Source organism: Halocynthiibacter sp. C4 (assembly GCF_028823805.1).
Taxonomy (GTDB): Bacteria; Pseudomonadota; Alphaproteobacteria; order Rhodobacterales; family Rhodobacteraceae; genus Falsihalocynthiibacter; species Falsihalocynthiibacter halioticoli.
On the sequence record NZ_JAPEIE010000001.1, the window covers coordinates 509,285 to 525,120 of the forward strand.

At 52.4% G+C, this 15,836-nt stretch carries 11 protein-coding genes and 1 tRNA gene; 5 read left to right on the forward strand and 7 right to left on the reverse strand.

Annotated features, from left to right (window positions below; all coding sequences use genetic code 11):
- The first annotated feature begins 10 nt into the window (after positions 1-10).
- Complete coding sequence (locus OU789_RS02520; protein ID WP_274652992.1) at positions 11-358, forward strand: ArsR/SmtB family transcription factor; 348 nt, start codon at positions 11-13, stop codon at positions 356-358.
- 10 nt (positions 359-368) lie between these two features.
- Here OU789_RS02520 and OU789_RS02525 read toward each other — a convergent pair whose 3' ends face one another.
- The 5 genes from OU789_RS02525 to OU789_RS02545 form a co-directional block, all read right to left on the reverse strand.
- Positions 369-2,270 (reverse strand): acyl-CoA synthetase, encoded by a 1,902-nt coding sequence (locus tag OU789_RS02525; RefSeq protein WP_274652994.1) that lies wholly within the window; start codon positions 2,268-2,270, stop codon positions 369-371.
- 99 nt (positions 2,271-2,369) lie between these two features.
- Positions 2,370-4,151: an ABC transporter transmembrane domain-containing protein gene (locus OU789_RS02530; protein WP_274652996.1), complete on the reverse strand. Its 1,782-nt coding sequence runs from the start codon at positions 4,149-4,151 to the stop codon at positions 2,370-2,372.
- A 167-nt stretch (positions 4,152-4,318) separates the two neighbouring features.
- A tRNA-Gly gene (locus OU789_RS02535) sits at positions 4,319-4,392 on the reverse strand.
- A gap of 140 nt (positions 4,393-4,532) precedes the next feature.
- The gene (locus OU789_RS02540; RefSeq protein WP_274652998.1) at positions 4,533-6,299 is read right to left on the reverse strand and encodes an SLC13 family permease; all 1,767 of its coding nucleotides are present in this window, start codon (positions 6,297-6,299) and stop codon (positions 4,533-4,535) included.
- 319 nt (positions 6,300-6,618) lie between these two features.
- Positions 6,619-7,491, reverse strand: a complete 873-nt coding sequence (locus OU789_RS02545; protein ID WP_274653000.1) for a LysR family transcriptional regulator — start codon at positions 7,489-7,491, stop codon at positions 6,619-6,621.
- Positions 7,492-7,584: 93 nt separating this feature from the next.
- Here OU789_RS02545 and OU789_RS02550 point away from each other — a divergent pair, with 93 nt between their 5' ends.
- Positions 7,585-7,866 (forward strand): DUF1330 domain-containing protein, encoded by a 282-nt coding sequence (locus OU789_RS02550; protein WP_274653002.1) that lies wholly within the window; start codon positions 7,585-7,587, stop codon positions 7,864-7,866.
- Between the two features lie 80 nt (positions 7,867-7,946).
- On the opposite strand, the gene OU789_RS02555 is transcribed toward OU789_RS02550, so the two are convergent.
- Together OU789_RS02555 and OU789_RS02560 are read right to left on the reverse strand one after the other, a co-directional pair.
- Complete coding sequence (locus OU789_RS02555) at positions 7,947-9,308, reverse strand: efflux transporter outer membrane subunit (protein WP_274653004.1); 1,362 nt, start codon at positions 9,306-9,308, stop codon at positions 7,947-7,949.
- A gap of 640 nt (positions 9,309-9,948) precedes the next feature.
- Entirely contained in the window at positions 9,949-10,635 is a 687-nt protein-coding gene (locus OU789_RS02560) for an OmpA family protein (RefSeq protein ID WP_274653006.1), read from the reverse strand.
- Between the two features lie 166 nt (positions 10,636-10,801).
- On the opposite strand from OU789_RS02560, the gene OU789_RS02565 reads away from it, so the two are divergent.
- Genes OU789_RS02565 through OU789_RS02575 form a run of 3 tightly spaced genes read left to right on the forward strand, consistent with a single transcriptional unit; the run spans position 10,802 to position 15,777 of the window.
- Entirely contained in the window at positions 10,802-12,217 is a 1,416-nt protein-coding gene (locus tag OU789_RS02565; protein ID WP_274653008.1) for a TolC family outer membrane protein, read from the forward strand.
- Positions 12,218-12,229: 12 nt separating this feature from the next.
- The gene (locus tag OU789_RS02570) at positions 12,230-14,461 is read left to right on the forward strand and encodes a type I secretion system permease/ATPase (protein ID WP_274653010.1); all 2,232 of its coding nucleotides are present in this window, start codon (positions 12,230-12,232) and stop codon (positions 14,459-14,461) included.
- Positions 14,458-15,777, forward strand: a complete 1,320-nt coding sequence (locus tag OU789_RS02575; protein ID WP_274653012.1) for an HlyD family type I secretion periplasmic adaptor subunit — start codon at positions 14,458-14,460, stop codon at positions 15,775-15,777. Before OU789_RS02570 ends, OU789_RS02575 begins: the two co-directional genes overlap by 4 nt.
- Positions 15,778-15,836 lie beyond the last annotated feature (59 nt).

Genomic DNA, 15,836 nt, shown 5'->3' on the forward strand with positions numbered 1-15,836 from the left:
GATATTTCGTATGGGCACTCACGAACGGCACCTGAAAGTTGAAGAAACAAAGGCTAATGGGCAGGTTAGCTTTGAAAACGAGATTCCTGCAATCTCGCGGTTCCTCAAGTCTATCAGTCATGAAGGGCGGCTTCAGATTTTGTGCCACTTGTCTTCGGGCGAGAAAACCGTGGGCGAACTTGAAGCTCTACTCGGAGTGCGACAGGCGGCGGTATCGCAGCAGCTTTCGCGGCTTCGAAATGATGGCTTGGTTCAATGCCGCAGGTCCGGAAAATCCATCATTTACAGGCTCAAAAGGCAGGAGTGCTCCGAGCAACTCGGAGCACTCCATCATTTTCTCGGTAATGATCGGGCCTAAGCTTCCACGATCAGCTTTCGTCTTCGACGAACCATTCCCAAGGGCGTGTGTACATCGATAGCGCTTTGCTGATGTCGGCTTCTGTTGCGTCGGTTTTTGATGTGATCTGAGCGACCAACCCACGCTTCTTGCTTTCAATAACTTCGACGACCTCTGCGTTAACCTTGGCCTTAGACAAGGCTGCGTCATAGATGCGCTTGATCGCCATTTTGCGCAGGTCGGGTTTGAACACTTTGCCCACGGCAGTTTTGGGAAGTTCGTCGATGATCTCGATATATTTCGGCCAAGCAGCGCGCTCATGTACGTGCGTCTTGCAATATTCGAGAAGTTCCTCGGTCGATACAGAAGCGTCTTCGACAAGCTCGACGTAGGCGCAGGGGATTTCGCCAGAGTGCGCGTCAGGCTGACCAATTGCACCCACGAACCCAACAGCAGGGTGACCTGACAGTGCTTCCTCTATTTCGGCAGGGTCGATATTGTGACCACCACGGATGATGAGGTCTTTTGCACGACCCGTGATCCACAGGTAACCATCTTCATCCAATCGCCCAAGGTCGCCTGTGCGAAGATAGATATCGTGATGGAAGAGGTCGTGGTTTTTGTCGGCTTCGGTATAGGTCGAGCCGGGGTTGACGCCAGGATTGTAGAGGCAGATTTCGCCAACTTCGTCTTGCGGAGCCTCAACAGGGCCGTCTGGGGTTGCCTGAAGGATTTTCACCTCGGTGTGCGGGAACGGAATGCCGACCGAGCCGATTTTCTTTTCACCGGATGGTGGATTGCACGACACCAGACAGGTCGCTTCTGTAAGGCCATATCCCTCAACGATAGTAACACCGCTTGCCTCTTCAAATCGGCGGTAGAGCTCGACCGGAAGCGGGGCGGAGCCAGAAAACGCCGTCCGAAGTGTTGAGATGTCCGCATCAACTGGGCGCTGCATCAGTGCTGAAATAGCGGTTGGAACGGTGATCATAAATGTGACCTGCCAGCGTTCTACGAGTTTCCAGAAATTGTCGAATACGCCTTCTCCGCGGTATCCCGCAGGAGTTGGGAAAACAACATGGGCACCAGAGGCGATCGTTGACATTAAGATAGGATGCACCGCGAACACATGGAACAAAGGCAGCGGACAAATCACCACATCCTCGTGCGTAAACAGCAACCGTTCCCCAAGCCAGCCGTTGTAGATCATGCCGGAATATTTGTGCTGCGCGACCTTTGGCATACCTGTGGTGCCACCCGTATGGAAATAGGCGGCAACGCGGTCTACTTTGCTGTCTTCAAAAGCGAGTTTGTCGGACGGGTGTTTCGCTAGTTCGGTATTGAAATTCAAAACTTGGGCTTTGTGCGACACAGGATTTTTCGGGCGTACCAGCCGCGCGAGCCAGCTTTTGGGTGGGGTAAGATACCGCGCCAAGTCGACTTCAAGAACGGTTTCAACATTCGGCGCAAGTTTAACGGCTTCGGCCGCTTTTTGTGCGACTTCGGTCTTGGGGAAAGATTTGAGCGTAACAAGAACCTTCGCGTTGGTTTCGCGGAGGATGGAGCCGATTTGCTCCGCTTCAAGCAGCGGATTAATCGGGTTGGAGATGCCAGCAATCATTCCGCCAAGCAGGGTCACAACCGTTTCGGTTGCGTTAGGCATTAGATAGGCTACAACGTCGTTTTCACCGACGCCAAGCGCGCGAAACATATTTGCGGCTTGTACCGATTTTCCGCGCAGATCATTCCACGTGAGCGTCTCTGCAGGGTCTTGAGGGCCTGACATGAGCTGAAACGAAAAGGCGTTGCGGTCGCCATGTTTGTTTGCAGCCGCCGCAACGAATTCATACATGGTCTTCGCGACATCCCGATCTTCCCATTCCGCTTCCGCTTCGATGGTTTCGATGTCTTTGCGCGACGCAAATTTGCTCATGCTTGTCCTCCCAATTCGACAAAAGCGTGATTTAGCCTTTGAGAAAACATGCGGATACTGCGGTGGATGCGCAAGTTTTACGTTGCGAAACCGCCAAGATTATTCTGCGGCAACGCCGTCAGTGAATTGAAGGCGTGCCAAACGTGCATAGAGGCCACCCTGTGCAACAAGGGCGACATGGGTGCCTTCTGCAACAATTTCGCCGCCATCAAATACCAATATCCGATCTGCCTTTTTCACAGTCGCAAGGCGATGCGCAACTATCAGAGTGGTTCGGCCCTTTGCCATGTCTTCAACAGCAGCCTGCACAAGTCGTTCGCTCTCGGCATCGAGCGCGCTTGTGGCTTCATCCAACAGCAGAATCGGTGCGTCTCGAAGGATGGCGCGGGCAATGGCGATCCGTTGCTTTTGGCCTCCAGAGAGCATCACGCCACGCTCGCCAACTTGGCTGTCGTACCCATCGGGTAGTGCTGACAAAAACTCATGCGCTGCTGCAGCTTTGGCCGCGGCTTCGACTTCTGCATCGGTTGCATCTGGGCGTCCAAAACGAATGTTCTCGCGTGCAGTGGTGCCAAAGATGATCGGGTCCTGCGGTACAAGCGCGATAGCTTCGCGAAAGTCTGTACGTTGCAAATCTTTGAGGTTGTACCCATCGATCTGAACCGTGCCGCTGGTTGGATCATAGAACCGTTGCAAGAGCTGGATGACGGTTGACTTACCCGCGCCGGATGGCCCAACCAGCGCAACTGTCTCGCCTGGGTTGATGGATAGATTTGCCCCCTTTAGGGCTGCGATATCGGGGCGGGCAGGGTAATGGAATGTAACGTCGTCAAACAGGATCTCGCCGCGAACAGGGCGGGGAAGGGGCTTGGGCTGGCTCGGGTCTTCGATCGCATCGGTGGCGTTTAGCAATTCGACGAGTCGTTCTGTTGCACCAGCTGCGCGTTGCAGCTCTCCCCAAATTTCAGACAGAGCGCCAACGGCGCCGGCAACCATGATCGCGTAGATTAGAAATTCAACAAGTTCACCAGGCGTCAGCGCTTCGGAACGTACACTTTGGACACCAACCCAAAGCACCCCAACAACACCGGAGAAGATCAAAAGGATCACCAGAATCGTCATGATCGCGCGGGTTTTGATCCGCTTCAGTGCGACCAGATAGGATTTTTCTGAGACATCGGCGAAGGTCCTTGCAGAGATTGCCTCGTGGGTAAAGGCCTGTACTGTTTGAACCGATGAAAGCGCTTCGCTCGCGTTACCGGAGGAATTCGCGATCCAGTCTTGGTTCTCGCGGCTGAGTGTTCGAAGGCGCCGACCGAGAACAACAATCGGAACAATCACGAGCGGTACGCTCAACAAAACAAAACCGGCAAGCTTTGGGCTCGCAAGGATCATCAAGACCATACCGCCGATCAGGATCAGGAAGTTCCGAAGGGCAACAGAAACCGAACTGCCAATGACCGAGAGAATAAGCGTTGTGTCGGTCGTGATCCGGCTTAGGACTTCGCCGGTCATAATCTTCTCGTAGAACTGCGGGCTCATGCCAATCACGCGCGCAAAAACAGCTTTACGAATGTCGGTCACAATGCGTTCGCCAAGGCGGGTTACGAGATAATAGCGCAAGCCCGTACCAATCGCGAGAATCCACGCAACTGCGAGAGCAGCCGCAAAGTAGCTATCAACGAGTGCGCCGTTGTCTCGTTCGAACTCGTCAATGACGCGTCCTACTGCTGCTGGCAAAACAAGTGAGGTTGCGGCAGTAAGGACAAGCGCAAGCGCGGCAAGCGTTACGAGCCCATAGTAAGGGCGAACAAAGGGCAAAAGGCCAGTGAGTGCCTTTATCTTTTTGGACTTTGCGCGCTCTTCTTCAACTTGAGCCATGCGTGTTCTCCGATAGTCTGGCGTTCCCCTCACATAATCCGCCAGCGCAAGCGCAACAAGCGCTATGTCGTCACGGTCATAAGTTTGGCGCGAACAGTAACCTTACAGCGCAATCAACGTTGTGCAAACGGCGCGCAATACAGAGTAAATTTACAGGATGGGGAGGTTGGAGCGGGCAGCGGGAATCGAACCCGCATCATCAGCTTGGAAGGCTGAGGTCTTACCATTACACAATGCCCGCGTAACAAGTGATCAACTATTTCATTGGATTTTGGCCGTCAAGGCAAATGCGCAAATTGAAAGTAAGTTTGAGGGAAATTTTGCGTTTGAACCGGTGCGGTAATCTAGAAAGCAAGGCGCAATGAACTTTGGGCCAAATTTCTAAAGTGGCCAGAAGAACATGATCGCCGGAACCGCAACGAGAATAACGATTACCTCAAGCAACAAGCCCATCCGCCAGTAATCACCGAACCTATAGTTACCAGGTCCAAGAATAATCGTGTTGTTCTTGTGCCCGATCGGCGTAAGGAATGCGCAGGAAGAGGCCACCGCAACCCCCATCAGGAACGGGTCTGGGCTTGCGCCTATAGACTGCGCAACAGAAACCGCAATTGGGGCTGCGATCAACGCGGTTGCAACGTTATTCAGAAAGTCGGAGAGGGTCATTGTTACGATCATCAATACGGCGAGAATAGCCCATGACGGGAAGCCTTGCATCTGGCCGACGATCTGATCGGCAATGAGTTGGCTGCCGCCTGACTCTTCTAACGCGGCACTTAAGGGGATGAGAGAGGCAAGTAACACAATGACTTTCCACTCTACCAATTCATAGAAATCCTCGCCCCCGACAAGATCAAGGGCGATATAGGCAATCACACAAATGCCGAGCGTGACAGCGAGCGACGTGACACCAAAAACAGAGAGCGCAATTGCCAAGCCGAATATGGTAATTGCTGCGATTGCTTTTGAACGCTGAATGACTTCTGTTTTGCGGTTTTCAAGCGGAAGGACACCAAGCCAATTGCACGCGGAGTTTAGTCGCTCATCCGGCCCAATCAGCAAAAGCAGATCGCCTGCTTTTATTTCCAGCTTCCGTACGCGATCGCGAAATCGTTTCCCCTCGCGCGAAACGCCGACAAGTGTCACGCCTTGCCGCCCCATGAGGCGGAGATCCATGGTGTTACGCCCAACAATCTTGGCCCCGTCTGGCACAATCGCTTCGACAAGGCTTAGCGAACCACTGCTTAGGCCCACGTGCTTCTCGGTGCCCACGACATCAAGGTCAGCGGCACCAAGAAAGGCCTCGAATTTCTTCGGATCGCCCTCAATTACGAGGAAATCACCTTTGCGAAGCTCCCTTGTTCTTGAGAAGCCGGACAAGCGCTTGCCCCCACGTACAAGCCCGAGAATAGTTACATCACTGTCCTGTGCTTTGGGATAAAGCTCCGCGACGGTTAAGCCGATTGATTTTGAACCTTCTTTTACGCGTGCCTCTGCGACGTATAATCCGCCGTCACCTTGCTTCGAAAGCACATCCGGACGCTCAGGAATAAAACGCCAACCGATGAGCGCGACATAGGCAATACCGACAATCGCAACAACAAGACCAACGGGTGTAAAATCAAACATGCCAAAGGCTTCGCCTAGAGCGTCGGCGCGGTATTGTGCGATCACAATGTTTGGCGGGGTGCCGATCAGAGTAATCATCCCGCCAAGGATTGTGCCGAAGGACAGGGGCATCAAACTCAACGAAACAGCGCGCTTTGCCTTACGCGCGGCATCAATGTCGAGCGACATAAGGAGCGCAAGTGCAGCGACGTTGTTGATGACCGCAGACAGTACCGCCCCCACAAGCGCCATGATCGAAATATGTTGTGGTAAAGAACGGTCAGGTTTCATCACCAAACGGGCGATGAGTTCCACCGCGCCCGAATTGATCATGCCGCGCGAAACGATCAGAACAAGCGCAACAATAACAACGGCGGGATGCCCAAACCCCTCGAATGCATGCGATGGCTCCACGAGCCCGCTTATTGCTGCGATCATAAGGGCGGTGAACGCAACAAGATCGTATCGAAACCGTCCCCAGACGAGAAATCCGAAAAGACAGAAGAACAGAGTGAATAATGCGATCTGTTCGTAGGTCAAATTCAAGTTCTCCCAATTGTTCTAGTACAAGAGTTGGTGGCAAAAAATATCAGCTCAAATACGTATTATCTGACCCAATAGTCACATGGATTCGGTGTTTTGTGAATAGCGAGAAATCCACGCTGACGACTTTCACAAGTATGCGGCAAATGACAATTGGGCCTAGTGGCGAGAGAAAGAGAGCTTGGTTTTCCCTGAACGGAACAAGGTTTGATTGCACGCCCTGTTGTGGTGCCAAAGATGGGAGCCGGTCTACTACCGCTGGATTGAAAGTCAGCTAATCTCGCCGAGTTTTTTGACGCTCTGAGTGCCGCGCGTTTTACTCAACGAACAGAGCGCGATGTTCTTTGCAATAGGTGACCAACATATCCCGAAACGCGCGCAGCTTTGGCGCTTTCCAAACGTCATCATGCCCGACGACCCAGACATCAGTGTAGGGCCGCGGAGGCAGAACCGGAACTTGTACCAATTCCGCGCTTCCTCGCCCAAGGAACAGTGGCAGTCGAACGACACCCAATCCTGCCTGGGCCGCGCCGACCATCGCGACCATGTCGTTAAAGCGGAATTTTATTCGATTGTTTGGGAACTCTGGCTCAATGTCGTTCGGAAGCCCAGAGTGTTTGGTATAGGCAATCCAGTCGATCATTTCGCTTGGGTCTTGTTGGATTCTTTCGGCCCATTTTCTACTGGCAAAGCTCGCCGTTTGTTGAGTGAGAAGCCGGCGCCCTTTGAGCGTGTCGCCAGGGCTGTCGCTAATGCGGATAGCGAGATCAGCTTCAAGCCGGGTCATGTCCAGAATCTTGTTCGTTGCCAGAATGCGTAGCTCGATCAAAGGATAGGCTTCGCTAAACTGGGCAAGCATTGGTGCAAGGAAATGAGCAATCAGCAGTTGCGGTGCCGTAATTGTCAGCGGACCGCTTAGCTTTGGATCGGCGCCGAGAAGATCGCGTTGAAGTTTATGGCTTACCTGTTCCATTTCCGTTGCGCCTTCGGCAATGATCCCTGCTGCGGCCGTAGGGACGTAGCCGTCCGGCGTTTTTTCAAACAGAAGTGTGCCGAGTGTTTCTTCGATGCGCTTGATGCGCCGCGCAATGGTTGTGTAGTTCACGCCGAGTTCCTGCCCAGTACGTGAAAGCGACTGATGGCGCACCAACATTAATACAGTTTGATAATCGTCCCAGTTCAGTCTCATGCATGCGTTTTCGCATATATGTCATGCATAGGCACGCGTTTTCTCGTGTCCGGTCAAAGCGTAATCTTAACGCACAATAGAAAGGATTTCGTTATGATTTATGCTTATGCAAACCTAAAGGTCACAAACAAAGAGTCGCTTTTGAAGTACCGCGATCTCGCAGGGGAGGCGCTTGCCAAACATGGTGGCAAGGTTGAAAGCTCTGCAAATCAGTTCACCAAGCTTGATGGATACCCAGATTTCCCCGATGTCGCTGCCCTATTGAGTTTTCCTGATCGAGACGCAGCAATTGCGTGGGCGGAAGATCCAGAATTGGCGCATGTGCACGAGCTTCGTCGTGGTGCAGGGGATTCGGAAATCGTGCTGCTTGGCTAAGTCTGTCTAACTTAATTGGCGCGGTTTATGGTTTGCATTATGCGAGCAGTGCCGTTTCCAAATAACTTTGGAAAGCGGAATTAAGTCTGAGCAAAACTTCCGCCAAGGCTAACATTTAGCTTCACAAAATCACGCGCTTGATTTCGAACATCAAGCGCGTATGCGTTCTCGTTGTTGAGAAGCGAACGCTCGGCATCAAGCACTTGAAGAAACGAAACCGAACCCTCTGCAAATCGTCTCTGGGCAATGCTGAGAACTTCTCTGGAGGCAATGACGGCTTCCCTGGATGCCTCTACCGCGATTTGGTGTTGTGACAGGCCGTAAATAGCATTTCGCACTTCTTCGACCGCAAGGACGACTTCCTTTTCCCAATCTGCCTGCCGTTCCGCAATTAGACCTTTGGCCGTTTCAATTCTTGCCTTCCGTACAGGCAAGTCGAAAATCGGAAGATCAAGCCCTAACCGTAAAAAGCCAGCGCCCGGCAAAACTTCCGCACCGCTGACATTCACATTGACGTTTCCGGTCAGTACCAGTTGCGGATAAAGGTCTGCTTTCGTTAACCCAAGAAGCGCTACAGATTCTGCTAAACGCTGCTCCGCACGAACGATATCCGGTCTATTACGCAATAAGTCCGCGGGGACGCCCGTCGAGACAATATGCGATTTGGCGACTGGCTGCGGGGCTTTGACATCAAGGTCTTCTCTGTTCGCAAGTTCAGTCGTTCCAACCAGTGCGACAATTCGATTTATTCTCTTAACGAACTCAATTCGTGCTTCAGGAATGTTGGATTGGGTCGAAAGCACGAGAGACCTTGACTGCGCGACTTCGAGGTCAGTTGCATTTCCTTCGTTAGCAAGCTTCAAAGTGGTATCTAATGTTGATTGGCGAGTGTCTAAGACCCTAATTTGTATGCGCAGTAGCTCTTGTGCATAGCGAAGGTCGATATATGCAGCGACAACCTCTTCGACGAACAAGAGCTTCCAAACATCAAGTTCAGCATATGCAGCGTCCAGACGCGCGAATGCCGCCTCGCGCTCGCGTTTCAATCTCCCAAATAAATCAATCTTCCAAGATGCTTCAGTTCTTACAAAACCAGTGCGTACAGTAGGGTTTCCTCCTCCGGCGTCGATCCTGGACTCTGCTACTCTTGCATTTCCCGAAATAGGAAAGCCCGCACCATCAACGACGCCTTGGGATTGCTGAATTCGTGCTGCGTAGCGTTTTACGTCGAGGTTTTGCTGAAGACCCTGTTCTACGAGCCGATTGATAACGGGGTCGTTGAATGCCTGCCACCATTTGGCATCATTCTTTCGAATGGGCTCTGCCGATTTTCCAGTGAAACTATCTGATAACTTCATCGTTGGCGGAGTAAAGTCTTCACCAGCGGCACAGCCGGTTAACAATAGCGACCCAAGGCCGACCAGAGCGGTTCTTCTATCCATGTTTGTGTCGCGACTGCCCATCTCGAATCTAATTGTCATTTCTGATTGGAGTGAGTTTAGGTCACCCATTCGAACAACTTGTTTTCACTGTAGGGCACATTTTGCCCATCAATAAACCTTTTCTGGTTGATACGAGATTTTTCGGGGGACCTGTGACTTGCTGATATTCTCGAATAGGGAATCTAGTTTAGGGATAACTAGGTTCACTAAAGGCGATAACGCGTCTTGGTGGCACTTTTGAGTTCGAGCCGGTCGAAGCGCTGGCCGCAGTAAGATAAGGACTTGCGTGCTAGAGCGCTAGATCGTGTGCCGAACGGCCAGCCGTACAGTGCGGGATCAGGTTCTAGAGATTGCTCTGCAAATTCCGCGCAGGATCAAGATGTTTGCAATTGGCGTAAGCGCTGCAAGGATTGGCCAGAAACGCTCCGGAGCCAAATCAACAAGCAGGGTCCATGGAAACCCCAATATGACAACGAAGACTCCGGAGAGGGGATCTGTTGGTTGCCCGAACCACCCAAATGTCCCGACAAGCATCAAGAATACGGCAGCGAGATAGGCTGCGATGAAACCTCTTATGATCCACTTGCACATCGACGCAACCTCTCTGAGTTCCGGCTACTCATTTGTGCTCATTGGCTGCTTAGTTTGAAATCAATCCAAGCGCGACTTCCATTCGTGCTGAGCTACAGAAACAGCGCTTTGCATATTCAACTTTTCGCTCGGAATCCGCTTTAAGGCCAACAGCAACGTTACAGTCTTCGCCGGCAGCTCCGGCCATCTGATAAGCAGATCCGTTGCGCCCTGATTTCTCGAGTGACTTCAAATAACCTGCAGCTTTCTGCAGCCTTGCGGTTAGGTCTGCTTGAAGTTCATCGCCGACCGACGACTGAGAAATATTGATCAAACGATAGCTTCGGCATGCTGCCAGAATATCATCAAGGGTCACTGTTACGCGGCGGTTTGCACGCTCCGCCGTTGCAACTTTCACAACAAGATCGTTTTCTCCGCGACTTTTTACGCTTCCGATCCGCGCAACAGGCACTCCAAGCGCGACCAGAGCTTGCGCAACTGCTGTGGCGCGTTTCTGGCCGAGGCTTTGGTTGTAGGAGTTGGACCCAACAGCGTCTGTGTATCCAACAACCACGGTTTGTTTATAGCTCTGTTGTGCTTTCAGCTTTTCGGCAATCTCTGCGATCTGCGCCTGTGAATTGGCGTCGAGCGTATAAGAGTCGAACTCAAAATTGACCGTTCCAATATCTTGGGCCTTAACAGCGAGTGGAAGGATCGCAAATAACAAAAATATCAGGAACCGAAAGCGCGTAATCATTGTATAATACCCCTTGAACTTGAATGGGAGAATGCTAGCATTCGAAATGCGACCGTGGCAACTTGATCTTGGAAACTATAAGGAAGTGTATACTTTTGCTTAATTTTATGGTTTCCTAGATCAAATTTGAACTAACATAGTTAATGCTAAATCAATTGGAGTCACGATGCCTAACAAACTGAAGGCGAGCTTCGGATTGACTGCGACTTTCGTAGTATTTGCTCAGATTTCGCACGCGCTCTCGCTTGAGGATACAATTCTTTATGTTCTTGAGACCAACCCCGAAATAACCGCCGCCGAAGCCAACAAACAAGCGATTGAGTTTGAGCTGGATCAGGCCGAGAGTTTTTACTATCCGCGTTTCGAGCTTGAGGCATGGGCGGGGTCAAGCCTGAATAACGGTACAACTCTTTCGGATATTACGTCTTCTGACTCCGCTCTATCTGGATACAGCGTGACGGGCCGCATTTCCCAGACGCTGTGGGATGGAGGCGAGCGCCGTGCCGAAGTTGCACGTCAAGCGCTGCGTATTGATGCTGCCGCACTTCGTGTAATGGAGCGGGCAGAGGTTTTGTCGCTTGAGGCAATCAGGCTTTACGCTGATGTATTGCGGAGCCAAGAATTGGTTCGGTTGGCTCGCGAAAACCTTGACTATCATCGCGAAGTTTATGCCCGTTTGGAAAATGCACATGCTTCAGGTGTTGTTCCGATTGGCGACCTGCAGCAAGCGCAAGAACGGGTATTTCTAGCAGAAGACACATTGTTTGAGTTCGAGCTTGGCGCCAACGATATCGAAGCGTTTTTCATCGAAGTTGTGGGTGTTGCCCCAACAAACTTGCAGCCGATGGGCCCATATTCCGGCGCACGGCCTTCAAGTCTGGACCAAGCACTTTCTGTCGCACGACAAAAGAATCCAACAATCAAGTTCTCGCAGGCCGATGTTGCTGCGGCGGAGTCATTGGCGCAAGTTGCGCGCTCGTCTCGGATGCCGAAACTGAACCTCGAAGCCGATCTGATCCATGGTGAAAACCTGAACGGCTTCGAAGGTCGTACCGAGGATGCGCGACTTGGCTTGATGCTCCGCTATGAGTTTCAAGGCAACCGCAAATCCGCGCGAGAGCAAGAGCAAATAAGACGTGTTAGTGAGGCTCGTTCAAATCTTCTGCGTCAAAGTAGGAGAGTTGAGCGCGAAGTTCGTCAGGCATGGCGAAACCTCGAGACATTGCAAGAGCGTGTTGCAGCCGTTTCTCAGCAAGCGCGCCTTTCCAGAGAACTCCGGGCGACATACGAGGAGGAATATCAAGTCGGTGTGCGCTCGCTCCTCGATATTCTCAACACGCAAAGCGCGCTGTTCCAAGCAGAGGCGCGATTGGTAAACCAGCGTTCATTGCAGCGTTATATCGGGTTTAAGCTGTTGGCGACAATGGGGGTACTGCTTCCAACACTTAAGATCGAACCGCCCAAAGATTCCAAAGTCTATGCACAGGAAGCAAAAAACATTCCTGACAGCGAGATTTCGGAGGTCGAAGGACGGAGCGACGCCAGATCTCTGACGGAATGGCGAAAATCTCTCGATAAGTAAGGGAGATTAGAAGTGGGCGCCCCTAGCAAAACTATAGGACAGGCGGCGGGCGTCAGCGCGCGGGCAAATGTTACCGTATCTCAAGTTGCAAAGGTGCCGGAAAGCGATTGGGGGTTTGCGGAAACTTCGCGAGACCCTTTGGCGTCCGCCATCTCGGATTGCATGCGAGAGTTGGGGCGTGATGTTGGGCTTGAAGCAATACTTGCGGGCATTCCACTTCCGGATGACGGCCGCCTAACACCGCAACTTGGTCTTGCGGCTGTTGAAGCTCAGGGGTTTCGCGCGCATTTAACGCGCCGCAAATTAGACAGTTTGCCAGAGGCCGTTCTACCTGCTGTTTTGTTTATGGAAGGGCGCGATGCTTGTGTCTTGTGTGAACGGGTAGGTGACCAAGCAATCGTGATTTGGCCAACGCGGTCAAGCGATAAGCTCGAGATTTCCTGGCAAGAACTGACGCAGAAATACAAAGGCCATGCGCTCTTGCTGCGACCTGAAACCTTGTCAGAGAAAGAGCAAACTGATGCCGCCAAGCCCCAAGGGCGACACTGGTATTGGAGCGTGTTTGCTCGGTTCTGGCCAGATTACACGCAGGTAATCATCGCGTCGGCGCTTGTGAACGTTTTGGCGCTGGTGACGCCGATATTTACAATGAACGTGTATGACCGCGTATTTCCAAACGCTGCGGTTACAACTCTTTGGTCGCTTGTCGCGGGGGTGGGAATTGCGTTGGTGTTTGATGCAGTTCTGAAGTGGTTGCGCACGAGCATTATTGACCGCGTTGGACGCAGGGTTGATATCGCCGTATCTGCTTGGTTGTTCCGTCATATTTCAGACATCAAACTTGCCAGTCAATCGATGCCAACGGGAAACCTGATGAACACGCTCAAGGATTATGAGCAGGTGCGGGATTTCTTTTCCTCGCAAACATTGGCGACCCTGACAGATCTTTGTTTTGCTGTCCTGTTTATCGCGGTCATCGCCTATATTGGTGGCCCTTTGGCGATCCCTCCGGCGATTTCGCTCGCTGCGGTGCTGATCATGGGGCTGATCATATTGGTGCCGCTACGCAAGGCTTCCTCGCAGGCGCGCGAAACCCAAGGAGCGAAGAACTCTGTTGCCGTCGAGGCGATCTCTGATCTTGAGACGCTCAAAGCGATTTCGGGGCAGGGCCGTATGCAGCGCAGATGGGAGCAGCAAGTCGCGGAAAGCGCCAAGTCCCAAGACCGAAGCAAGGGCCTCGCAACCTTTGCAACAACCTTCACTGGGTTACTCCAGCAATTGTCATCGGTTGGTATCGTTGTGATCGGGGTCTATCTGGCGCTCGAAGGTACAATAACTATGGGCGCTGTCATTGCCGCAATGATCCTTTCAGGGCGCGCTTTGGCGCCGACGGCCACTCTTGCAAGCTTGTTCGTGAGAGGCAGTTTTGCTTTTTCGACACTGCGGAGTCTGAACATGATCATGCAGATGCCCTCAGACAGCGCGCCGAATTCCAAACAACTCAACACAGAAATTGACGAAGGCCGCTTCCAACTAAGCGATGTTGGGTTGAGTTATGGCGAAAGCAATCTGTCTGCACTCTCGGGCATCAATATGGATATCCGAGGCTTGGAGCGAATTGGGGTGATTGGCCCCGTCGGTGCGGGAAAAACATCACTCGTGCGGTTGTTGTCGGGTCTTTATGCGCCAGATGAGGGAATGATCCTGCTGGATGGTTTGAACATGAACCAGCTTAGTCCTGCAAGGTTGCGGAGCGCGGTTCAGGTCTTGCCACAAGAGGCCGTGCTTTTCTCTGGAACGCTTGCAGAGAATATAGCATTCGGCGTTCCTGCGGCTTCGGGTAAGGATATCATGAACGTGGCGCGGCTTTCCGGTGTCGACAAGCTCGCGGCGCGCCACCCGATGGGGTTCTCCATGCCGATATCAGAGCGTGGCCGCAATCTCTCTGGTGGGCAGCGGCAAATGGTGGCGCTTGCGCGGGCCTTACTTGCGCGTCCTCGGGTGCTGATCCTTGATGAACCGACAAGCGCGATGGACGTTCAGAATGAGCGGCAGTTCATCACACGACTTTCGGCAGCTATGAAAGAGCGCCCCATGACGCTTATCGTCTCGACGCATCGCATGGGGCTTTTGGAGCTTGTTGATCGGTTGGTACTTCTGAATGACGGGAAGGTTATTCAGGATGGCCCGAAAGCTGAGGTTCTCAAAGCGCTTGAGCGATCTGCCAAAAGAGATGCGCCATGAAGGACACTGATTGGGATCTAAAGGAGTTTGCGGATGGCGCGGCGGCAAGCCGAATTGGCCGCACCTCATCGCGGTTAACAATTTTTCTCGCTGTATTGCTCGCGATGTTTGTAGGCGGGGTGCTTTGGGCATCTTGGGCTGTTGTTGAAGAAGTCGCGCGAGCGGGGGGGCAGGTTGTTCCTTCGGGGCGCGCGCGAACAGTAGAGAGCTTAGAGGGTGGAATCGTGCGGGAAATCAACGTGCGCGAGGGCGACGTTGTCCGCGCAGGCGATGTTCTTGTTCGGATCGACGATACAGGATCAGCAGCAAACCTTGGTGAGCTTCAGGCGCAAAAGCAGGCGCTCACCGCGCGCAGTATCCGGCTTGAAGCGGAGGCGATCGGAAGCGAGGAGTTGGATTTTTCGGGGACCACGATTGCCCCAGACTCACCCTTGGCTTTGCGAGAAATCGCGCTCTTTAACAGTCGCCTTGCGTCATATTTCGGACAGCGCGCCGTGGTCGAGGCGCAGGTCGCACAACGCCAACAAGACATTCATGAGATTAGCTTAAATATCCAAAGAGCTGACGAAACGCTTGCCTTGCTGGATGAAGAGATCGAATTGCGTGCAGATAGTGGTGTTGTCTCTCGCGCGCAAATCATACCGACCGAGCGCGAACGCATTGCGAAGCGCCAAGAACGCGATAGTTCCGCGAGTCGTCTCGCAAGCGCAAAGGTTGCTGTGAACGAGGCGGAGGCGCGCCTTGTTGAGTTGGAGCTCAACCGTAAAGCGGAGATAAGCACCGAACGGTCCGATACGATGAACCAGCTAAGTGTGATCAATGAATCCTTGATCAAAGCAAATGATATCGTGTCGCGCGCAAATCTCAGGGCGCCGGTTGATGGCATCATTTCCTCTCTAAACGTTAATACGTTGGGCTCTGTTATCGCACCTGGCGAGGAAGTTTTGCGTGTGGTTCCGCTCGATGATTTTCTACAAGTTGAAGCGCGGGCTAGGCCCGAGGACATTGCATTTATGCGACCGGGGTTGCCTGCGCGTGTGAAGCTGACGTCGTTTGATTTCACGATTTATGGCGCTCTTGACGCAAAAGTTGAACGTGTTGGAGCGGACGCAGAAAAGGACGAAACAACTGGAGAAATCTATTTTCCGGTTATTGTTGTTACCAACGAGACAACGTTGGAACATGAAGGTCAAACCTTTGATATTCGGCCAGGAATGGTTGCTTCGGTTGATATTATTACCGGCGAGCGAACTGTTCTGGAGTACCTTCTTAAACCATTTCAGAAAGCGAGATTTGAGGCCCTGCGGGAACGATAGATCTGGGGGAAGGTCACATTTTCGCGTGTCTCTTCAACCCAAACTATTCTTAAGATAGA